Source organism: Paraburkholderia sp. BR10954, assembly GCF_040965775.1.
Taxonomy (GTDB): domain Bacteria; phylum Pseudomonadota; class Gammaproteobacteria; order Burkholderiales; family Burkholderiaceae; genus Paraburkholderia; species Paraburkholderia youngii.
On the sequence record NZ_JBFRCK010000011.1, the window covers coordinates 55,978 to 76,115 of the forward strand.

Here is a 20,138-nt window from a genome sequence, read left to right on the forward strand (position 1 = left end):
CTTGTGGCTCGGGTTCAAGCGGCGCGTCCAGTTGACAGGTGGGCTTCTTGGGCCACACCTCAATTGAGACAACTCACTTATGTTGCGAACCAGCGACGATAGCTGTTGGCGCGCTCGCGGTCAAGAAAATATTGCCATTAGGACACGCGCAGGAGCGCGCGATCGGACAGAATGTGATTGTCATGCAATTGCAAGGTTCAGCAGGTTTCACCCCAATCTGAGCAAAAATTTGTTAGCATCCGCGAGTTTTACGACATTTTTCGACCGATTACGCGCACGCTTGCTGCGCCGACCCCCACACGGATGGCATCAGACAAGGAACTCGCCGATTTTCTGGCGGGCGTCGAAAGGCGCGCGTTCAAGCAGACGGTCTACGCCGTGCGGGACGACGATGCGTCCCTCGACATCGTGCAGGACGCGATGATCAAGCTCGCCGAGAAATACGGCGACCGCCCGGCGGCCGAACTGCCCCTCCTGTTTCAGCGTATTCTGCAGAATGCGACACACGACTACTTCCGTCGTGCCAAAGTACGCAATACCTGGGTTAGTCTATTCTCGTCGCTCGGCAATGCCGACGACGACGAATTCGACCCGCTGGAAACCTTCGAGGCCGAGGCGGGTTCGGCTGGCGCCGAGAGCAACGAGCAGAAGCTCGAGCGCGAGCAGGTCCTGCAGTTGATCGACGACGAGATCCAGAAATTACCGGCACGTCAACGGGAGGCGTTTCTCATGCGTTATTGGGAGGATATGGATGTCGCCGAGACTGCCGCCGCAATGGGCTGCTCCGAAGGCAGTGTGAAAACGCACTGCTCCCGGGCCACCCACACGCTGGCGCAAGCGCTCAAGGCGAAAGGAATCACGCTATGAGCTCCCTCGAAAACACAGAACTCGAGTTTGCGCGTCGACTGCGCCGCGCGCTCGACGAAAACACCGCCAGCCTCCCTCCCGCCACCGTCGACCGGCTTGCCGCCGCGCGTCGCGCCGCGTTGGCGCGCAAGAAGCCCGAAGCCGTCAGCGCGCCGGTGTTCGTGCCTGCGTTCGCCGGCATGCCGGCCGGGTTGCCGCAGAGAGGCTTCGAGCCGCGCCGCCGCTGGTCGCTGCGCCGCTTCGCGCTCGCGTGGCCGCTCGCCGCGCTGGTGGTGAGCCTGATCGGCATCGCGTACTGGGAAGACCAGCAGCGCACCGCCGAACTCGCCGATATCGATGCCGCCATGCTTAGCGACGACCTGCCGCTCAATGCCTATCTCGACCACGGCTTCAACGCGTATCTTTCACGCGCCCACTGAGCGGGAGATTCCTCGGGTGAGTTACAAGCGCGGCCTGGCCGTTGTTTTCGGATGCACGATCGCGGCACTGGTGTCGTTCGTCGCGACCTATCCGCGCTTTCATCCGAGCCCGTCCCCGGCGGGCCATCCGTCGCCCGGCGTCAACGTCGCCGCGCCCGCGCCCGCCCCTGCACTTTCCGTCGACTTGCCTGGCCTGCCCGGCAGCAACAGCCCGCTCGCGTGGTCGCGTCTAAGCGCCGCTGAGCATGTCGCTCTCGCACCATTCGCATCGCAGTGGGATTCGTACAGCGACGAACGCAAGCGAAAGTGGATCAAGATCGCGTCGCGATACGCAAAGATGTCGCCGGATGCGCAAAAGCGTCTGCATGAGCGCATGAGCGAATGGGTGCGCATGACGCCCGATCAGCGCCGCGTCGCGCGCGAGAACTACCAGGTTTCGAAGGAATTGCCGCGCGAAGCGCGCCAGAACGCGTGGAAGGCGTACCAACAACTGCCCGAAGAAACGAAGGAGCGGCTCGCCGCCAGTGAGCGCAAGCGTCGCCCCAGCGTCGTCAGCGCGCCGCCGTCGGCTCGCAATGAGATCAAGGGCATCGACCGGTTCGTGAACGCGCGCGAGCACGGCGCGGGCGCCAGCGCTGCCGCGGCGGCGAGCGCCGCGCCGGGCGCCTCGGCACCGGCCGCGGCCTCGCTGCCGGCCACCCCCGCGATTCCAGCGGCGGGCAGCTTCGTGCCGGCGACGCCGGTGCCGGTGTCGCCGGCCGAAGCGCCGGCGATCTTCCACGGCTCCTGATTCCGATCCCGAGCCCATTACGTGTCCCAGTCGCTCGTCACTCCCAGCCTGCCCGCCGCCGCGCCCGGCGGCACGGCGCCCACCGTCCGGCGACGGCTGGCGGCGCTGCTCTACGAAGCGGTCATTCTGTTCGGCGTGGTGTTTCTCGCCGGCTATCTGTTCAGCACGCTGACGCAGCAGCGTAACGGGCTCGCGCATCACAACCTGCTCGCCGGCTGGATTGGCTTCGTGGTTGGCGTGTATTTCGTCTGGTTCTGGACGCATGGTGGCCAGACGCTGCCGATGAAAACCTGGCGGTTACGGGTTGTTGGCGCTGATGGCGGGCCGGTTTCCGTTGGACGGGCGATTACGCGGTATGTGCTCGCCTGGTTGTGGTTTTTGCCGCCGTTGGCGGTGCATCCGCTTCTTGGCTTGCGGGTGCCGCAGACGCTTGTTTTTGCGGGCGTCTGGTTCGTGGTCTGGGCCGCGAGTGGGCGGTTTGATCCGCAGCGGCAGTTTTTGCATGATCGGCTCGCGGGGACGCGGGTGGTCCAGGTTGTGCGCTAGCGCGCGTGCTGAATGCGTTGCCGCCTTTGGCGGTGTTAGGGCTTTTTGTCTTTGTTCTTGCAGTGTTGGCCTTTACTTGCTGACTTGTCGGTCTATTGGCGTTGCCCCTGTGCGGGGCGGCACCTACTTTCTTTGCTGCTGCAAAGAAAGTAGGCAAAGAAGACAGCTCAAACCGCTAACTCTTAAGCGGGTCCCTTGGTCCGCGTGAGGTAGTGGTGCATCTGGAATCCGTGCTCCCGCACATTCCGCGTTCATGACAAGGAAGTCATTCTTCCGGCGGCGCTCCGCGCGCCGAATCCCCGCTCCAAAACCACTCGTTGTTTCGGCGCCTCGCCGAGGCGCAGCCGAGGGCCCCCCGCTGCGCGGGCAAACCCGCCGGTTTCCCCGGCTGACCCGTCCGCGACGCACGCAGTGCGGAGTGGGATGAATGACGGCTTTGTCACTGCCGTCGAATGTGCGGGGGCACGGATTCCAGATGCACCACTACCCCTGCCAAGCCAGGGGACCCGCTTATGAGCTGGCGGTTTGAGCTGTCTTCTTTGCCTACTTTGTTTGCAGCAGCAAAGAAAGTAGGTGCCGCCCCGCACAGGGGCAACGCTAATAGACCGACAAGCCAGCAAGGAAAGGCCAAAAAAGCCAGAACAACCAAAAAACAGGCCCCGCCAAGGCCCCCGTAATAAGAACTTCTCATGACTGTCACGGCAGAGTCACTCGCGCCTGGCCCAATACGGGCACCGCCACTCGACGCGTGAGCCATGGACCCCAATACGTCCGCGACTTCCCTGTTTCGTCAAACCGGTCCGAGCGTCGACCCCGTCGCGTTCCGGCCCGCCCCGGGTTCTACTCATCACGGCCTGCCGCTGCCGGCGACGCCATCACTCGACGCCCACGCCGATCATTCCGACGACGGCCACGACGATCCACATCGCTATCGCACGATCTGGCTCTCGGATATCCATCTCGGCTCGAGCGGCTGCCAGGCCGGTTATCTGCTCGACTTCCTGCGCCACAACGAATCGGAGTACCTGTACCTGGTCGGCGACATCATCGACGGCTGGCAGTTGAAGAAAGGCTGGTACTGGCCGCAGGCCCACAACGACGTTGTGCAGAAAGTGCTGCGCAAAGCGCGCAAAGGCACCCAGGTCATCTACGTGCCCGGGAATCACGACGAAGCCGCGCGCCAGTTCTGCGACCTCGCGTTCGGTGACATCCACGTGCGCGGCGAAGCGTTCCACACGACGCTCGCCGGCAAGCGGCTGTGGATCGTGCACGGCGATTTGTTCGACGGCGTGATCCAGCATGCGAAATGGCTCGCCTATCTCGGCGACACGCTGTACACGATGATCCTCGTGCTGAACCGCTGGTTCAACCGGATTCGCAGCAAGCTCGGCTTCCCGTACTGGTCGCTGTCGCAATACCTGAAGCATCAGGTCAAGAACGCGGTCAACTTCATCTCGTCGTTCGAAACCGTGATGACCGACGAAGCGCGTCGCCGCGGCTGTGACGGCGTCGTCTGTGGGCACATCCACAAGGCCGAAATGCGCGAGATCGACGGTGTGCTCTATTGCAACGATGGCGATTGGGTCGAGAGTCTGTCGGCGCTCGTCGAGACCTATGAAGGCGAACTCAAGGTGATCTTCTGGACCGCGCTGCGCGCGCCCCAGAAGGGCACGCAAAAAGCCCGCGCCACTGCCTGAGCAGTTCCACTCTCCAATTCCACAGGGCCCGCAGCGATGAACAACGCGATGAAGATCATGATCGTCACCGACGCATGGGAGCCGCAGGTCAACGGCGTCGTGCGCACGCTGAAGAACACCCGGCGCGAACTCACCGCGCTCGGCCATCAGGTCGATCTGCTGACACCGCTCGAATTCCGCACCATCCCGTGCCCGACTTATCCGGAGATACGCCTGTCGCTGCTGCCGCGCCGCCGGCTGCGCGAGCGCATCGACCGTTTCGCGCCCGATGCGTTGCACATTGCGACCGAAGGTCCGCTCGGCATGGCCGCCCGCGCATATGCAATCGAGCACAAGCTGCCGTTTACGACCGCGTATCACACGCGCTTTCCCGAGTACGTGCAGGCGCGCTTTCGCATCCCGCTCGCGGCGACCTACAAGTTTCTGCACTGGTTCCACAAGCCATCGCTCGCGGTGATGGCGCCCACGCCCGTCGTGAAGCAGGACCTCGAAAAGTTCGGCTTCACCAATGTCGTGCTGTGGACGCGCGGCGTCGATCTCGAGATCTTTCGTCCGATGGACTCGAAGGTGCTCAACACGGCGCGGCCGATCTTCCTGTACGTGGGACGCGTGGCGGTCGAGAAGAACGTCGAGGCTTTCTTGCAGCTCGATCTGCCCGGCTCGAAGTGGGTCGCGGGCGAAGGTCCGGCGCTCGCCGAACTGAAGTCGCGCTACCCGCAGGTCAACTATCTGGGCGTGCTGTCGCAGGCCGAACTCGCGAAGGTCTACGCGGCCGCCGACGTCTTCGTGTTTCCGAGCCGCACCGACACGTTCGGGCTCGTGCTGCTCGAAGCGCTCGCATGCGGCACGCCGGTGGCCGCGTATCCGGTCACCGGCCCGATCGACGTGCTCGGCGACGGCGGCGCCGGTGCGATGCATGAGGATCTGCGCGAGGCCTGTCTCGAAGCGCTGAAGATCGAGCGATCGCATGCGCGCGCATGGGCCGAGCGCTTTTCGTGGGCAGCGGCGTCCGCCCAATTCGCCGCGCATTTGAAGCCACTGCGCGCCACGGCGTATCGTGAGGAAAGCGCCGCTGCGTGATGCGGCGCGCGGAGCTATCCATGCGAAGCAGTAGATCCAGCGCCGAAGGCGCGTCGAACGGCGCGCTGCGCGCCGTCGAGTCCAGCCGCGACACCACGAGCATCGAACCGTTCGACGATGTCCGCGAGCCGGGTGTGAGCGGGCATGCGGATACCGTGCATCGGGTGAACGGCGAGAGGTCCAGGAACGGCGGCCCCAGCGTCTCGGGCGGCGTGCAACGCGACGCCAGCCACGACACGACCCGCGACTCGAGCCACGACGCCCCCAACGAACCGCTCAGCCCCGACGACCCGCTCGCCCCGCTGCCCTTCAACCCCTACAAAGGCAACCGCGGCCTCACGCGCGCATGGCACGCGATGAAAAACTCGCTGGCCGGTTTTCGCGTCGCAATTCGCGAGGAAAGCGCGTTTCGTCAGGAACTCACGCTGGCCGCGATCCTGATTCCGTGCGGCCTCGTGGTGCCCGTCGATCCCGTGTCGCGCGTGCTGCTGCTCGGCTCGGTGCTGCTCGTGCTGATCGTCGAGCTGCTCAATTCGAGCGTCGAAGCGGCCATCGACCGGATCTCGCTCGAACGTCACGAGCTCTCCCGCCGCGCGAAGGATCTCGGCAGCGCGGCCGTGATGGTCGCGCTCGGCATGTGTGTGATGACGTGGGGGGTGATCGTCGGGCCACTGGCGGTCGGCTGGGTTCGCGGGTGGCTTTGAGTCTCGACGCGGGTTGAAGCGCACGCTTGGGCCATGTCCAACAGGTTGAATATCCGCGCAGGCGGTTGGGTATTAGAACGCTCGGTTTATAATCGTTTGACGGTCTCACAGGAAAGCGCTCGCGCAAACGTATCCGCGCATCGCCTCATCCTGCCCTTTCGGGGGGCCTGCCGGGTGTCGGCGGGTTCGGGAGAGCTCAATATACCAACCGCATCCGGGTGGAACACGCAGCAGCGGCACGCCGCCATGCGCCCCAGCCCGGCATAACCAGGGCCGGACGACATGGAAGCCAAACCTCCCCGCCGCACGCGCGAACGGATTCTCGAACTGTCGTTGAAGCTGTTCAACGAAATCGGCGAGCCGAACGTCACGACGACGACGATCGCCGAGGAAATGGAAATCAGCCCAGGCAACCTGTACTACCACTTCCGCAACAAAGACGACATCATCAACAGCATCTTCAGCCAGTTCGAGCAGGAGATCGAGAAGCGTCTGCGTTTCCCCGACGACCATCGTGCGACCATCGACGAAATGTGGTCGTATCTGCAGTACATGGTCGATTTCACTTGGCGCTACCGCTTCCTGTACCGCGACCTCAACGACCTGCTCGCGCGCAACCGCACGCTCGAGACGCATTTCAAGCAGATCATCAGCCACAAGGTGCGCTTCGCGAGCCAGTTCTGCGAGCAACTCGTCGCCGACGGCGAAATGGTCGCAACGCCGCAGGAAATGCAAGTGATCGCGACCAACGTCGGCGTGATCGGCACGTACTGGCTGTCATATCAGTTCGTGATGAATCCGCGCAAATACAACGAGCAGGAAGCGATCCGCGAGGAGCTGCATCAGGTCAGCGTGCAGATCGTCTCGCTGATGGCACCCTATCTGCGCGGCCGCTCGCGGCAGCTGTTCGACGACCTCGTATCGGGCACACTGCCCAAGCGCGAGTTCTACGACTACTTGCCGCCGCGTGAAGGCGCCGCGCCTCGCAACGAATCGAAGGAAAGTTGAGCATGAAGTCGGTGTGTGTCTATTGCGGCTCTTCTATGGGAGCCAAGCCGTTGTATGCGCAGGCGGCGCGCGCGTTCGGCCGCGCCCTCGTCGAGGCCGATCTCGCGCTCGTGTTTGGGGGCGGCAAGGTCGGACTAATGGGCGTGATCGCCGACACCGTGATGGCCGAAGGCGGCCGCGCGATCGGCGTGATCCCCGAGCTGCTCGTCAGCAAGGAGGTAGGTCATAACGGCCTGACCGAGCTGCACGTCGTGCCCGACATGCATCATCGCAAGAAGATGATGGCCGAACTATCCGATGCGTTCGTCGCGATGCCGGGCGGCGCGGGCACGCTCGAGGAGCTGTTCGAGGTCTTCACGTGGGCGCAGCTCGGCTACCACGGCAAGCCGGTCGCGCTGCTGAACACCGGCGGCTTCTACGAGCCGCTGATCCGCCTGCTTAGGCACACGGTCGACGAAGGCTTCCTGCGCAAGACCTATCTCGACATGCTGCAAATCGACGCCGATCCGCTCGCGTTGATTGGCAAGCTGCAACGTTACGCGCCGCCCGCACGCGACAAATGGGCAGCAGTGCAAGGCGACGCGATCTGAATCCCGTTCCGCCGAACTCGAACTCGACGGCGGAGCGCCGCGCACGCATCACCACAACGACGAGGTTGCGATGACGAAAGCTGTTCTGATCACCGGCGGCAGCCGCGGCATTGGCCGAGCCACCGCGCGTCTGCTAGGCGCGCTCGGCTGGTGCATCGGCGTGAACTACGTGCGTGACCTCGCCGCCGCGCAGCAGACGGTCGCCGAGGTCGAACACGCGGGCGGCCGCGCGCTGCCAATCGCCGGCGATGTCGCGAACGAAGCCGACGTGACCGGCATGTTCGATACGCTGCAGCAATCCTTCGGCCGCATCGATGCGCTCGTCAACAACGCCGGCATCGTCGCGCCGTCGAGCCAGCTCGCCGATATGGACTTCGCGCGTCTGAAACGCGTGTTCGACGTGAACGTGCTCGGCGCCTATCTGTGCGCACGCGAAGCGGCGCGGCGCATGTCGACCCAGCGCGGCGGCGCCGGTGGCGCAATCGTCAATGTTTCGTCGGCGGCGGCGCGGCTGGGTTCGCCGAACGAATACGTCGACTACGCGGGATCGAAAGGCGCCATCGACACGATGACCATCGGCCTCGCAAAAGAACTCGGCCCGCACGGCGTGCGCGTGAACGCGGTGCGTCCGGGTCTGATCGACACCGAGATCCATGCGAGCGGCGGCAAGCCGGAACGCGCCGCACAACTGGGCGCGACCACGCCGCTCGGCCGCCCCGGCCGCGCCGACGAAGTCGCCGAGGCCATCGTATGGCTGCTCAGCGATGCGTCGTCGTACGTGACGGGCGCGTTGTTCGACGTTGCCGGCGGCCGGTGAGCGAACGTCGCGTGCAAGTGGACACGCAAGCCTTGAACGCAGGGCGCGGTCCGCTCCACACCTCCTCTCGTTCCACGTATCCCCGTCGATTTGTCGTGAAACCGACACAACCGCTCATCGAATGCGAGCGCCTCCCCGCAGCTGTAATCTTCCGTAATACTGCAGCGCTACAATCGACCGGATCGAATGCATTTGCAGGCGACGTAAGCAAAACATAGGTACGAGGCCAACGCCGACGCGTACGCTGACCAGAGACATCCATGCAAGACAAGCAGTCCACGCGCTGGCGCGCGCACAATGCCAGCGCGACGGCCGCCACCTCGGCCGCTCCAGCGGGCCGTGCGCAAGAGGCCGCGCTTACCGCCAGCACCGCACACCCGTTTGCCGGCGCGCAGGTCCAGCCCGCCATCGGAGACACAGCAGATTCGGCGCTCGCGATCCACAGCGTCGACACCGCGCACGCATCGGGCTCAGCGGTTTCCGCCGACCGCGCCACGCGTGGCCTGCAGCGTTGGCGCGCGCTCGCGGCGATCCGTCCGCTGCTGTGGTTCGTCGCGCTGGCGATCCTCTGCGCGTGGCTCGTCCCCGGCATTCTCGGCCACGAGCCATGGAAGCAGGACGAAACCTACACATTCGGCATCGTCCAGCACATGCTCGACACCGGCGATTTGGTCGTGCCGACCAATGCCGGCCAGCCCTTCGTCGAAAAGCCGCCCATCTACGACTGGGTCGCCACCGGCTTCGCGTGGATGTTCGGCCGCTATCTGCCGCTGCACGATGCGGCACGGCTCGCGAGCGCGCTGTTCGCGGGCCTCACGGTGTACTACACCGCGCGCGTCGCGCGTCGCGCGGTCGCTGCGCCGAGCTGGTTCGACCTGCGCGTGATCGGCACGCTCGCGCTGTTCGGCGGCACGCTCGTCGTCGTCAAGCACGTGCACGACATGATGACCGACGTCGCACTGATGGCCGGCGCCGCGCTCGGCTTTTGCGGATTGTTCGAACTCGTGCTCGTGCATCTGCGTGACGACCCGGGCGCGGCCTCGTATTTCCCGATGCATGCTCAGGCCGCCCGGCAGATCAGACCGCTCGATGCCCGCACGCGGCGTCACGCGATCCTCAGCGGCGCGGCGATGTTCGGCGCGGGTGTCGGCGTGTCGCTGCTTGCCAAGGGGTTGTTCGTGCCGCTCGTGTTCGGCGCCACCACCTGCGCGGCGCTGCTGCTCTATCCGGCATGCCGCAGCCGCGGCTTCGCGGGCGCGCTGTGCCTCGCCGCGCTCGTCTGCGCGCCGTTCGCGCTGATCTGGCCGATCTGCTTCTACCTGCGCTCCGAGGCGCTCTTCAAGGTATGGCTGTGGGATAACAACGTCGGGCGCTTCTTCGGTTTTTCGGTCGCCGAGCTCGGCTCCGAAAACGAGAGCCACCTGTTCGTGCTGCGCACCGTGCTGAGCGTCGGTTTTCCGGTCGTGCCGCTCGCGCTGGCCGCGCTCGCCGGTGGCGCATGGCGGCGCTGGCGCGATCCGCGCGTGGCGTTGCCGATGCTGTTCGCGGGCACCGGTTTCGCGGTGCTGCAAACTTCGGCGACGGTGCGCGAGCTCTACATCCTGCCCTTCATCGCGCCGCTCGCGCTGGTCGCGATGCAGGGCGTCGAACGCTTGCCGGCGCGCCTGCATACCGGCTGGGATATGACGAGCCGCGTGCTGTTCGGCAGCGCGGCCGCACTCGTGTGGATGGTCTGGTCCACCATGACGAATCCGGCGAGCAACCATGCGTCGCTGCATCTGCTCGGCCGCTGGCTACCGCTCGACTGGGTGCTGCCGATTTCGCCCGCGCTGATCATCGGCGCGCTGGCGCTGACGATCGGCTGGCTGTGGCTGCTGCCGTCGTTCAAGTACGCGGGCAAATGGCGCGGCGCGCTCAGCTGGTGCGCGGGCGCGATGCTCGTCTGGGGGCTCGTCAGCACGCTGCTGCTCCCGTGGCTCGATTACGCGAAAAGCTACCGCTCGGTGTTCCGCGACCTCGGCGCGAAGATGGATATCGAATGGAACGACGGCGACTGCATGGCGAGCTCCGGACTCGGCGAATCCGAAGCGCCGATGCTCTTCTACTACACGGGCATCGTGCATCAGCCGAGCGAAGATCCGCGCACGACCGCCTGCACGTGGCTGATCGAGCAAAGCCGCCGGGACAACGCGCGGCCGCCGGCCGGCGAATGGCGGCTGTTCTGGTCCGGCGCGCGGCCGGGTGATTCGGATGAGCTATTGCGCGTGTTCGTGCGTACGCCGGTGGCGGGCAAGATACACGGCGACGAGTAAAGCCGCGCAACGCGTCGCGCCGGCCGAGTGCCTCGCGCGCGTCCGCGTTGATTCAAAACGACGAACCGGGCTCGCGCAGAAAAGCGATCTCCTCGTCGCTCGATTCACGTCCGAGCAACGCGTTGCGATGCGGAAAGCGGCCAAACCGCTCGATCACTTTCGCGTGGCGCAGCGCGTATTGATAGTAGCCTTCACCGCCCGGCTCCTGCGCAAGCTGTTTGAAGAGCCGCAGCGACTCCTGCTGGCTAGCGAGCGATTCATCGTGCTCGAACGGCAGATACGCGAACGCGCGATGCTGCACGCCTGGCAACAGCCGATCCGCGCCGCTCGCGATTATTCGTTGCGCGGTTTGCAGCGCCTTGCTGTCGGTCGCGAAAGCGCGCGGCGTCCCACGATGGCAGTTGCGGGAAAACTGGTCCAGCACGATCACGAGCGCCAACGCGCCCAACGGCGTGGCCTGCCATGCGTCGAGCTCACCCGCGTTGGCCGCATCGATCAGGTTACCGAAACGTTCGCGCAGCATCGCATCCACGGCGTCATTGCGCTTGAACCAGAGCTTGCGCTCCGTGCCGTGCTCCGGCGTGCCCGGCGCGCCGAACCAGCAGTCGAGAATCTCGCGCGCACGCGGCTCGAGCGCCGCATAGTCGGCTTCGACCGAGTACGGTGCCGAGGCGGCGTGCGGCGGCGGCGTGTCAGCCATTGCGGTTGCGCATCCAGTCGGCGGTTTCGAAGAACGAACCGAGCAGGCGCTCGCGCAGCGGCTCCGGCAAGCCGATGTCCTCCATCGCCCACGCCATGCACCTCAACCACTGGTCGCGCTCGCTCGACGCGATCGCAAACGGCAGATGCCGCGCGCGCAAACGGGGATGGCCAAAGCGGCTGATGTAATGATCGGGACCGCCGAGCCAGCCGCACAAAAACCAGAACAGCTTGTCGCGCGAACCCTCGAGCGATGCCGGATGCAGCGCGCGAATCCCGGCGAAATCCGCCTCGAGATCCATCAGGTCGTAAAACCGGTCGACCAGTTCGCGCACACGCGCCTCGCCGCCCACCAGTTCGAAGGCCGTCGGCTTGTCCGAGGACACTTCGTCGTTCAAATCGCTCATACCCTGCTCAACAGCAAATGAACATCACAAAGAAAACTCACGCGTCGCGCAGCGATTGCAGCGCAGGCCGCGCCAACACATGCCGCAGACTCAGCCACCCGCCGACGCCCGCACACGCGATACCGGCACCAATGCCCGCCGGCAGCAGCCACGGATCGAATTCCAGATAAAACTCGAACACGTGCGTGGCCAGCAGCGAGCCGATGATCTGCGCGCCAGCCGCCGCCATCAGGCCGGCCAGCGCACCGACCGCGACGAACTCGGCCACCTGCACCGCCCGCACCTGACGATGCGATGCGCCCAGCGCGCGCAGCAGCGCGGATTCTCGCATACGCTCGTCGCGCGTGCCGGCAAGCGCCGCGTACAGCACCAGCACGCCGGCCGCGAGCGTGAACGCGAACAGGAACTGCACCGCGCCGATCACCTGCTGCAATACGCGCTGCACCTGCGCGAGGATCGGGCCGGTGTCGATCGCGGTCAGATTGGGATACGCGGCGATCAGGCCGTCGATCGTCGACTGCTTATCCGCGGGCAGATGGAAGCTCGTGATGAACGGCGCCGGGAAGTCCTGCAACGAGACGGGCGGCATCAGCACGAAGAAGTTGACCTTGAACGACCCCCAGTCGAGCTTGCGCACGCTCGTCACCGGCGCCTCGACGGTCAGCCCCGTCACGTCGAAGCGCAGCACATCGCCGGGCTTCACGTTGATCAGCTTCGCGAGACCCTGCTCGATCGAAATCTGCGGCTTCGTCGTATCGCCGAACCAGTTGCCCGCGGCGATCCGGTTGTCGTCGGGCAGTTGCGTCGTGTACGACAGGTTGAACTCGCGGTCCACCAGACGCCGCGCGTCCGCGCCCTTGAACGAGTCCGGGTTGACTGCCTTGCCGTTGATCGCGACGAGCCGCCCACGCACCATCGGCGACAAGTCCACACCAGCGATGCCGTGCGCGTCCAGATACTGGGTGACCGCGTCGCGCTGATCCGGCTGGATGTCGATGATGAACTCGTTGGATGCATCGGGCGGCGTCGATTTACGCCAGCCCTGCACGAGGTCGTTGCGCGTCATCGCGATCAGCAACAGGCACATCAGGCCGATGCCGAGCGCGGTGATCTGCAGCGCGCTCGTGCTGCTGCGCCGCTCGAGCGACGCGAGCGCATAGCGCCAGCCGATGCCCGCATTGACGCGCTCGCTGCGCACCACGCGCGCCGCGCCCCACAACGCGAGCCGTGCGATGCCGGCGAACACCAGCAACCCGCCCGCGAATCCACCCGCGACGATGCCGCCGAGCTTCAATTCGCCGGCGGCGAGGATCAGCAGCCCCGCGAACAGCACGATGCCGAACGCGTAGGCGGCCCACGCGGTGCGGCCCTCCTCGCCCCATTCACGCCGCAGCACGCGCACCGGCGGCACCCGCGTGAGCGGCAACAGCGGCGGCAGCGCGAAGCCGAGCAGCAGCACGAGGCCGGCCGCGACGCCTTCGAGCGCGGGCCACAGCGTCGGCTGCGGCAACACCACGTCGATCAGGCCGCCGAGCCACGTCAGCAGCGCGAGATGCCCAAGATAGCCGAGCGCCACGCCGAGCGCCCCACCGATCACGCCGAGCCCGACGAATTCGAGCGTGAACAACGCCCGTAGCGCGGAGTGGCTCACGCCCAGACAGCGCATCGCCGCGCAGCCGTCGAGATGCCGGCGCATGAAGCGGTGCGCGGCCATCGCGATCGCGACCGCCGCGAGCAGCGCGGTCAACAGCGACACGAGCGTCAGGAAATGGCCCGCGCGATCGAGCGTCTGACGCACCTGCGGCTGCCCGTCCTGCAGCGACTCGAGCGCGACGCCGCGCATCTTGCCGGCGTCGACGTGCTCATGCGCAAACTGCGCGAAGCGCGCGACCGCGTCGTCGGACCCGGCGACCAGCAACCGGTACGTGACCCGGCTGCCGTACGTGATCAGGCCGGTCGATTGCACTTCGTCGGCGCGCAGCATCAGGCGCGGCGAAAAGTTGACGAACGAGAAGCCGCGATCGAGCTCGCGCGTGATCAGCGCGCCGACCGTGAAGCTGCGATTGCCGACCTTCACCGCATCGCCGACCTTCAGCTTCAGTGCGTCGAGCAATTCCTGATCGACCCACACGGTGCCCGGCGCCGGAATCGACGTCGCCGGATGATCGGCGGCACCCGGCGCCGCCGCGATGCGCAGCGCGCCGCGCAACGGATAACCCGGCGACACCGCCTTGACGGCGGCGAGCCGCGACGCCGGCTGCGCGCCGGTCGAGTTGATCATGCTGGGAAAGATCGCCGTGGTGGCGGTGCGCAGGCCCAGGGTGCGCGCCTCGGCCGCGAATTGCGGATCGACAGGATGATCGGCGCGCACGATGAAGTCGGCGGCGATCATGCGCCGCGCATCGCGCTCGAGCCCCTGATGCAGCCGGTCGCCCAGAAACCCGACGCTCGACAACGCCGCGACCGCCAGCACGAGCGCGAGCAGCAACATCGTCAGTTCGCCCGCGCGCCAGTCACGCGCCGTCATCCGCATGGCCTGGCGCAACAGATCGATGCCGCCGAGCCGGCGCGCCGGTCTCGTATCGGCGCGCGTTCTTGAACCCGCCTTAGATCCTGGTAGTGCTTCGCTCAATCGTGCCTGCTCCTCGCCAATCGCGACACCATGTGCGTGGCCATGCCGCGAAAACCGCCCTGCACCCCACGCCACAATCGCGGCAATGCCCACGCCGCGAGTAGCAGAAAGCCTACCATCAAGACCAGAAACGCGAGCGGCACGAATAGCGCAAGCAGTATCCCGCCGACCGCGAGGCCGTCCTCGGCGGTCGACGTGACGACGTTCGACAGCGGTTCGGGCGACAGATTGATCAGCGCGCGGGTGCCCGCCTTCGCAAGATGCGCAGTGCCGGCGAGCGTGCCGCCCGCGAGCGCGGCGACGGTCAGCAGCGTCGGATCGGCGTGGCCGAGCGCGCCGGCGGCCAGCACGGCGCCGGCCGGAATGCGGATGAAAGTGTGGATCGCGTCCCACAGCGAGTCGAACGCGGGGATCTTGTCGGCGAGGAATTCGGCCAGCGTCAGCACGGCCGCCGCGCCGATCACCCATGGCGATGACAGCGCGGACAATGTGTTCGGCAAGTGAATCAGGCCAAGACGTTCTAATACGCCGGCCAAAAGGACCGTTAGATAGAGGCGCAGACCGCTGCCCCATGAAAGGCCCGCTGCAAGCGAAAGTGATTCAAGCATGGCCGCCTCCACGCGCTTTGTGCTTGCCGGACGCCGCGACGGGAACCAGCGGGGGTTCGGCGCCGAAGCCGTCAGGCTTGCCAAGCCGGCCGCGCCAGCCAGGCCGCGGGCAATCTCAACGTCGTTGCTGTCTCATTATAGCTACGATGATTCGCAGAACGTAGAGCGGCGAGGCCGCGCTGTGGCTTACAGGCAATGGCGGCCGCGCGCCGGGCGGACGTAGCCGAGGGTCAGTGCCCCGACGACAGCTTCAGCCCGACGAGGCCGATCACGATCAGCGACGCACTGGCGACGCGCGCGACCGTCAGCGCCTCGCCCATCATCACGACGCCGAAAATGAACGCGCCGACCGCGCCAATTCCTGTCCACACCGCATAGGCCGTGCCGAGCGGCAGTTGCCGCATCGCCAGCGCGAGCAGCGCGAAGCTGCCGAGCGCGGTCACGACCGTGAAGACGGACGGCCAGAAACGGGTGAAACTTTCGGAAGTTTTGAGACCGGCTGCCCACGCGACTTCGAGCAACCCGGCGATCAACAGAAGAAACCAGGACATCGAAACAGCTCCATGAAAAATGGGGCCGTCCCCGATGATTGATAGAAGCGTAAGGTCGTCCTTACGTCGGGAGATTATAACGGAGCGGCTTCGCGGACGAGCTCACACCGCGCCCACCAGCCGATATCCGACGCCCGTCTCCGTGACGATATGCTCCGGCTGCGCGGGATCGCGCTCGAGCTTGCCGCGCAGGTGCGCCATGTAGATGCGCAAATAGTGGTGACTCTCGACATGCGACGGCCCCCACACATCGCGCAGCAGCTGCCGGTGCGTGAGCACGCGGCCGGCGTGGCGCACGAGCGTCGCGAGCAGCCGGTATTCGATCGGCGTCAGATGGACCGCGGCGCCGTCGCGCGTGACCTGGCGCAGCGCGAGATCGACGATGACCGCGCCGAAGCGCACCTGCGGCGATTCGTTCGCGCCGCCGTGATTGCGCCGCCGCAGATGCGCGCGGATGCGCGCGAGCAACTCGGACACGCCGAACGGCTTGGTCAGGTAGTCGTCGGCGCCGGCGTCGAGCGCGGCGACCTTTTCGCTTTCCTGAGTGCGCGCCGATAGCACAATTACCGGCAACTCGCTCCAGCCACGCAGCTCTCGGATCACATCGAGGCCGTCGGTGTCGGGCAGACCCAGATCGACGATGACGAGATCGGGCTTGCGCGTCGCCGCTTCGACGAGACCCTGTTTGCCCGTCTCTGCGTCGTACACGGCGATGCCCTCGCCTTCGAGCGCCGTGCGCACGAAGCGGCGTATCTGCTTTTCGTCTTCGATCAGAACGACGGTGATGCTCAGGTCACTCATGGGCGGGTCGGGTGAGCGGGTTGAGGTCGGCGGCGGCGGCGGGGGCGCCTTCGTCTTCGAGCGTATCGAACGTCTCGGGCGCGTCGGGCGGCGTCTTGACCGGCAGCGTGAACCAGAAGCGCGCGCCCTCGATGTGGCCATCCGCGGCCGTCCGGTTGAGCGCGCCGATTGTACCGCCGTGCGCCTCGACGATCGCGCGGCAGATCGCGAGGCCAAGGCCGATGCCCGGTTTCGCCGATTCCTTCTCGCCGCGCGTGAACTTCTCGAACACGCGCGCTTCCATGCCGGCGGGCAGGCCGGGGCCGTTGTCGTCGATCGTCACGCGCACGAACGGCGCGCCATCCGCGTCGATCTGCTGCGCGCCGATCATCAGCGGCGTGCCGGACGCCGTGTATTTGGCCGCGTTCTCGAACAGGTTCGAGAACAGCCGCTCCATCAGCACCGCGTCGAGATGCAGCAGCGGCAGATCGGCGGGCAGCGTGACCTGCACCGGATGATCGGCGAGCACGCGCTTGCACGCCCGCAGCGCGGCGCCGACGGTCTCCTCGAGCAGCGTCCATTGCTGGTTCAGCTGCAAGCTGCCGGCCTGCAGGCGCGCCATGTCGAGCAGATTCGTGACGATGTCGGTCATGCGCAGCGCTTCTTCGTGGATTGCATCGACGAGTTCGTCGTTACGACGCGCGGCGGATTGCGGGTCGGTCGGCCCCTGTCCTCGCTGCCCCTGAGCGAGCATCGACGAAAACCCGACGATCGTCGTCAGCGGCGTGCGCAGATCGTGCGATATCGCCGACAGCAGCGAATTGCGAAGCCGTTCCGACTCCATGTTGACGAGCGCATCGCGCGCGATATCGACGTAATGCACGCGTTCGAGCGCGAGCGCGATCTGCGCGGCGAACGCATCGAGCATGCGCCGCTGTTCCGGCACGGTCAGCTCGCGCTCGTCACGCACGACGACCGCGAGCACGCCGCGCGTGCGCATCGGCGCCTTTAGCGGCAGATACAGCGCCGCGGCGGCCGGCAGCGTGTCGGTGCCGTGGCCGGCCGGCTTCTGCTGATCGTAGACCCACTGGCCGACGTCGAGGTCGAGCGCGTCGCCTTCGAGCGTGATCGCCGGGTCGGGGTCCTCGATTTTCTGTTTGACCTGATCGGCGCTGTCGGGCAGCAGAATCGCGGCACGCGCGCCGAACACCTCGCTCACGTGCCGCGTGCCGATGCCGACGATCTGCTCGGTCGCAAGCGCCGCGGCGAGCTCGCGCGCCATCTCGTACATCGCGCCGGTGCGCTGCTCGCGGCGTCGCGCGACGCTCGCCTCGCGGCGCAGGCTCGAAGTCAGATGGCTGATCACGAGCGATGTCAGCAGCATGCCGAAGAACGTCAGCAGGTACTGCGTATCGGACACCGACAGTGACATGCGCGGCGGCACGAAGAAGAAATCGAACGCGGCGACGCTCGCGAACGACAGCACGACACCCGGCCCGCGCCCGAGCTTCACCGCGGTGAAGATCACGCCGAGCAGATACAGCATCACAAGGTTGGTCAGATCGATGCGGTCGATCAGCTGGCTCGACAGCAGCGTGATCGCCGCGCCGATCGCGAGCGCGAACGCATACGCGCGCGGCGGCGAGCGACGCTCGCGCGCCGCGCTCAATGCCTCGCGCCACGCGTTCGCGGTCGTGTTCAACAGATGGCGCTGTTCGCCGCCGTCGCGCTCCGACGACACGCGAATCAGCGTGAGATCGAGATCGCCGCTCTTCTCGGCGATGCGCTCGCCGAGCGGCCGGCGCAGCCAGCGGCTCACGCCCGTGCGCGACGATGCGCCCGCCACCAGCTTGGATACGTTGCGCGCCTGCGCGTAACCGATCAGCGCGTCGAGCGCATCGGTGGCGGCGAGCGTCGCGGTTTCGGCGCCGAGTTCGGCGGCGAGCTTCAGCGCGTTCAGCGTGCGTGCGCGGCGCGCGTCGGGCAGACGCTGCAACGCGGGCGTTTCGACATAGACTGCGAGCCAGTCGGCCTTCAGGCTCGCGGCGAGGCGCGCCGCCGAGCGCACCAGCGCCGGCGCTTCGGGACCAGGACCCACGCACACCAGCAGCCGCTCGCGCGCCTGCCAGATGCGCTGGATCGAACGATCGGCGCGGTACTCGCGCATCTGCGCATCGACGCGATCGGCGGTGCGGCGCAGTGCCAGTTCGCGCAGCGCGATCAGGTTGCCCTTACGAAAGAAGTTGCGCACCGCGCGCTCGGCCTGCTGCGCCATGTACACCTTGCCGTCGCGCATGCGGTCGAGCAGTTCCTCGGCCGGCAGATCGACGAGCGTGACTTCGTCGGCATGATCGAACACGCGATCGGGCACGGTCTCCCACACGCGGATGCCGGTGATCTGGCCGACCACGTCGTTCAGGCTCTCCAGGTGCTGCACGTTGACGGTCGTATAGACGTCGATGCCGGCGTCGAGCAGTTCGTAGACGTCCTGCCAGCGCTTCAGATGGCGCGCGCCCTGCACGTTCGAATGCGCGAGTTCGTCGACGAGGATCAGTTGCGGCTTGCGCGCGAGCGCGGCGTCGAGATCGAACTCGCCGAGCTTGCGGCCGCGATACTCGATATGCGCGAGCGGCAGCACGTCGAGCCCCGCGAGCAACGCGGCGGTTTCGCCGCGCCCGTGCGTTTCGGCAATGCCGACCAGCACGTCGACACCCTCTTCCTTGCGGCGGCGCGCGGCCTGCAACATCGCGTAGGTTTTGCCGACTCCTGCCGACGCGCCAAAGAAAATTTTCAGCCTGCCGCGCAGGCGCTTTTCTTCGTCGCGCTGCAGCTTGTCGAGCAGTTCGTCAGGATCGGGGCGGTTCATGCTCAGTGATTGTCATAGTCGTGCGAGCGGCGGTACCTGCATGTTGGCACGGCCCGCGCCGGCCCGCAAATGGCGCAGCGGCGCCACGCGGACGCCGCTGTTTGGTCGATGAACCGCAAGCGCGGCTGATGCGTTGTAGTTGCGTTTCGCGTCAACCGCGCTTCATTTCATCGAGCGCGAGATTGAGCTTCAGCACGTTCACGCGCGGCTCGCCGAGCACGCCGAACTGGCGCCCCGTCGTGTAGCGCTCGACGAGCGCCTGCACGTCGCTCGGCGCGAGGTGGCGCGCCTGCGCGACCCGCTCGAGCTGGTACGCGGCCGCGGCCGGACTGATCTCCGGATCGAGCCCGCTGCCCGACGACGTGACCAGATCGACCGGCACCGGCTTCGACATGTCGGTGCCCGCGTCCTTCAGCGCGGCGAGCCGGCCCTTGATCTCGTCGAGCAGCGCCGGGTTGTTCGGCCCGAGGTTCGAGCCGCCGGAGTTCTGCGGGTTGTACGGCATCGGGCTCGTCGCCGACAGCCGGCCCCAGAAATACTGCGGCGCGTCGAACTGCTGGCCGATCAGCTGCGAGCCGACCACCTTGCCGTTCTGCTCGATCAGGCTGCCGTTGGCCTTGTCGTGGAACGCCGCCTGGCCGAACGCGGTCATCACGGCGGGATAAGCAAGTCCGGTGACCACGGTCAGCACCGCGAAGATCACGATCAGCGGACGGAACAGATTTTTCATGATGAGTCTCTTTCCCTTTTCATCAATGCTGGTTT

19 protein-coding genes are annotated in these 20,138 nt (G+C 66.1%); 11 read left to right on the forward strand and 8 right to left on the reverse strand.

Annotated elements, in window-relative coordinates; genetic code table 11:
* The first annotated feature begins 303 nt into the window (after nt 1-303).
* The 11 genes from AB4Y34_RS17395 to AB4Y34_RS17445 all read left to right on the forward strand — a co-directional run bounded on the left by AB4Y34_RS17395 (nt 304) and on the right by AB4Y34_RS17445 (nt 10,830).
* Complete coding sequence (locus AB4Y34_RS17395; RefSeq protein ID WP_008920621.1) at nt 304-867, forward strand: RNA polymerase sigma factor; 564 nt, start codon at nt 304-306, stop codon at nt 865-867.
* On the forward strand, nt 864-1,286 hold the full coding sequence (locus tag AB4Y34_RS17400; protein ID WP_176109136.1) for a DUF3619 family protein: 423 nt from the start codon (nt 864-866) through the stop codon (nt 1,284-1,286). The genes AB4Y34_RS17395 and AB4Y34_RS17400 overlap by 4 nt, the downstream gene beginning before the upstream one ends.
* 16 nt (nt 1,287-1,302) lie before the next feature.
* Nucleotides 1,303-2,076: a DUF3106 domain-containing protein gene (locus tag AB4Y34_RS17405; RefSeq protein ID WP_176380817.1), complete on the forward strand. Its 774-nt coding sequence runs from the start codon at nt 1,303-1,305 to the stop codon at nt 2,074-2,076.
* A gap of 21 nt (nt 2,077-2,097) precedes the next feature.
* Nucleotides 2,098-2,622: an RDD family protein gene (locus AB4Y34_RS17410; protein ID WP_368716713.1), complete on the forward strand. Its 525-nt coding sequence runs from the start codon at nt 2,098-2,100 to the stop codon at nt 2,620-2,622.
* Between the two features lie 755 nt (nt 2,623-3,377).
* Nucleotides 3,378-4,319, forward strand: coding sequence for a UDP-2,3-diacylglucosamine diphosphatase (locus AB4Y34_RS17415; protein ID WP_176380815.1), 942 nt, complete (start codon nt 3,378-3,380; stop codon nt 4,317-4,319).
* Between the two features lie 48 nt (nt 4,320-4,367).
* Entirely contained in the window at nt 4,368-5,399 is a 1,032-nt protein-coding gene (locus AB4Y34_RS17420) for a glycosyltransferase family 1 protein (protein ID WP_176380857.1), read from the forward strand.
* Between the two features lie 20 nt (nt 5,400-5,419).
* Nucleotides 5,420-6,103 carry a diacylglycerol kinase gene (locus AB4Y34_RS17425; protein WP_176380814.1) on the forward strand — a complete coding sequence of 228 codons (684 nt, stop codon included), beginning with the start codon at nt 5,420-5,422 and terminating at the stop codon, nt 6,101-6,103.
* Nucleotides 6,104-6,385: 282 nt separating this feature from the next.
* Nucleotides 6,386-7,111 carry a TetR/AcrR family transcriptional regulator gene (locus AB4Y34_RS17430; RefSeq protein ID WP_013088915.1) on the forward strand — a complete coding sequence of 242 codons (726 nt, stop codon included), beginning with the start codon at nt 6,386-6,388 and terminating at the stop codon, nt 7,109-7,111.
* Between the two features lie 2 nt (nt 7,112-7,113).
* Nucleotides 7,114-7,701, forward strand: coding sequence for a TIGR00730 family Rossman fold protein (locus AB4Y34_RS17435; protein ID WP_368716714.1), 588 nt, complete (start codon nt 7,114-7,116; stop codon nt 7,699-7,701).
* 70 nt (nt 7,702-7,771) lie between these two features.
* Nucleotides 7,772-8,518 (forward strand): SDR family oxidoreductase, encoded by a 747-nt coding sequence (locus tag AB4Y34_RS17440; RefSeq protein WP_368716715.1) that lies wholly within the window; start codon nt 7,772-7,774, stop codon nt 8,516-8,518.
* A 260-nt stretch (nt 8,519-8,778) separates the two neighbouring features.
* Entirely contained in the window at nt 8,779-10,830 is a 2,052-nt protein-coding gene (locus AB4Y34_RS17445) for a glycosyltransferase family 39 protein (RefSeq protein WP_176380812.1), read from the forward strand.
* 52 nt (nt 10,831-10,882) lie between these two features.
* Here the strand turns inward: AB4Y34_RS17445 and AB4Y34_RS17450 are convergent, their stop codons facing one another.
* The 8 genes from AB4Y34_RS17450 to kdpC form a co-directional block, all read right to left on the reverse strand.
* Complete coding sequence (locus AB4Y34_RS17450; protein WP_368716716.1) at nt 10,883-11,530, reverse strand: DUF924 family protein; 648 nt, start codon at nt 11,528-11,530, stop codon at nt 10,883-10,885.
* Nucleotides 11,523-11,936, reverse strand: a complete 414-nt coding sequence (locus AB4Y34_RS17455) for a group II truncated hemoglobin (protein ID WP_176109145.1) — start codon at nt 11,934-11,936, stop codon at nt 11,523-11,525. Before AB4Y34_RS17455 ends, AB4Y34_RS17450 begins: the two co-directional genes overlap by 8 nt.
* 37 nt (nt 11,937-11,973) lie before the next feature.
* The gene (locus AB4Y34_RS17460; RefSeq protein WP_368716773.1) at nt 11,974-14,463 is read right to left on the reverse strand and encodes an ABC transporter permease; all 2,490 of its coding nucleotides are present in this window, start codon (nt 14,461-14,463) and stop codon (nt 11,974-11,976) included.
* A gap of 101 nt (nt 14,464-14,564) precedes the next feature.
* A complete protein-coding gene (locus tag AB4Y34_RS17465; RefSeq protein ID WP_176380809.1) occupies nt 14,565-15,176 on the reverse strand; it encodes a DUF4126 domain-containing protein in 612 nt (203 codons plus the stop codon).
* A 230-nt stretch (nt 15,177-15,406) separates the two neighbouring features.
* A complete protein-coding gene (gene sugE, locus AB4Y34_RS17470) occupies nt 15,407-15,727 on the reverse strand; it encodes a quaternary ammonium compound efflux SMR transporter SugE (protein ID WP_176135238.1) in 321 nt (106 codons plus the stop codon).
* Between the two features lie 102 nt (nt 15,728-15,829).
* Nucleotides 15,830-16,528 carry a two-component system response regulator KdpE gene (kdpE, locus tag AB4Y34_RS17475; RefSeq protein ID WP_176380808.1) on the reverse strand — a complete coding sequence of 233 codons (699 nt, stop codon included), beginning with the start codon at nt 16,526-16,528 and terminating at the stop codon, nt 15,830-15,832.
* Entirely contained in the window at nt 16,521-19,373 is a 2,853-nt protein-coding gene (locus AB4Y34_RS17480; RefSeq protein ID WP_368716717.1) for a DUF4118 domain-containing protein, read from the reverse strand. The genes kdpE and AB4Y34_RS17480 overlap by 8 nt, the downstream gene beginning before the upstream one ends.
* 151 nt (nt 19,374-19,524) lie before the next feature.
* Entirely contained in the window at nt 19,525-20,103 is a 579-nt protein-coding gene (kdpC, locus tag AB4Y34_RS17485) for a potassium-transporting ATPase subunit KdpC (RefSeq protein ID WP_368598251.1), read from the reverse strand.
* Between the last annotated feature and the right edge of the window lie 35 nt (nt 20,104-20,138).

Excerpts from the sequence above, each read along its gene's own strand:
- AB4Y34_RS17415 (WP_176380815.1), top strand. The coding sequence starts at position 3,378 with ATGGACCCCAATACGTCCGCGACTTCCCTGTTTCGTCAAACCGGTCCG.
- AB4Y34_RS17480 (WP_368716717.1), bottom strand. The coding sequence starts at position 19,373 with ATGAACCGCCCCGATCCTGACGAACTGCTCGACAAGCTGCAGCGCGAC.
- AB4Y34_RS17460 (WP_368716773.1), bottom strand. The coding sequence starts at position 14,463 with ATGACGGCGCGTGACTGGCGCGCGGGCGAACTGACGATGTTGCTGCTC.
- AB4Y34_RS17465 (WP_176380809.1), bottom strand. The coding sequence starts at position 15,176 with ATGCTTGAATCACTTTCGCTTGCAGCGGGCCTTTCATGGGGCAGCGGT.
- AB4Y34_RS17430 (WP_013088915.1), top strand. The coding sequence starts at position 6,386 with ATGGAAGCCAAACCTCCCCGCCGCACGCGCGAACGGATTCTCGAACTG.
- AB4Y34_RS17395 (WP_008920621.1), top strand. The coding sequence starts at position 304 with ATGGCATCAGACAAGGAACTCGCCGATTTTCTGGCGGGCGTCGAAAGG.
- AB4Y34_RS17425 (WP_176380814.1), top strand. The coding sequence starts at position 5,420 with ATGCGAAGCAGTAGATCCAGCGCCGAAGGCGCGTCGAACGGCGCGCTG.
- kdpE (WP_176380808.1), bottom strand. The coding sequence starts at position 16,528 with ATGAGTGACCTGAGCATCACCGTCGTTCTGATCGAAGACGAAAAGCAG.
- AB4Y34_RS17435 (WP_368716714.1), top strand. The coding sequence starts at position 7,114 with ATGAAGTCGGTGTGTGTCTATTGCGGCTCTTCTATGGGAGCCAAGCCG.
- AB4Y34_RS17450 (WP_368716716.1), bottom strand. The coding sequence starts at position 11,530 with ATGGCTGACACGCCGCCGCCGCACGCCGCCTCGGCACCGTACTCGGTC.
- AB4Y34_RS17400 (WP_176109136.1), top strand. The coding sequence starts at position 864 with ATGAGCTCCCTCGAAAACACAGAACTCGAGTTTGCGCGTCGACTGCGC.
- AB4Y34_RS17455 (WP_176109145.1), bottom strand. The coding sequence starts at position 11,936 with ATGAGCGATTTGAACGACGAAGTGTCCTCGGACAAGCCGACGGCCTTC.
- AB4Y34_RS17420 (WP_176380857.1), top strand. The coding sequence starts at position 4,368 with ATGAAGATCATGATCGTCACCGACGCATGGGAGCCGCAGGTCAACGGC.
- kdpC (WP_368598251.1), bottom strand. The coding sequence starts at position 20,103 with ATGAAAAATCTGTTCCGTCCGCTGATCGTGATCTTCGCGGTGCTGACC.
- AB4Y34_RS17440 (WP_368716715.1), top strand. The coding sequence starts at position 7,772 with ATGACGAAAGCTGTTCTGATCACCGGCGGCAGCCGCGGCATTGGCCGA.
- sugE (WP_176135238.1), bottom strand. The coding sequence starts at position 15,727 with ATGTCCTGGTTTCTTCTGTTGATCGCCGGGTTGCTCGAAGTCGCGTGG.
- AB4Y34_RS17445 (WP_176380812.1), top strand. The coding sequence starts at position 8,779 with ATGCAAGACAAGCAGTCCACGCGCTGGCGCGCGCACAATGCCAGCGCG.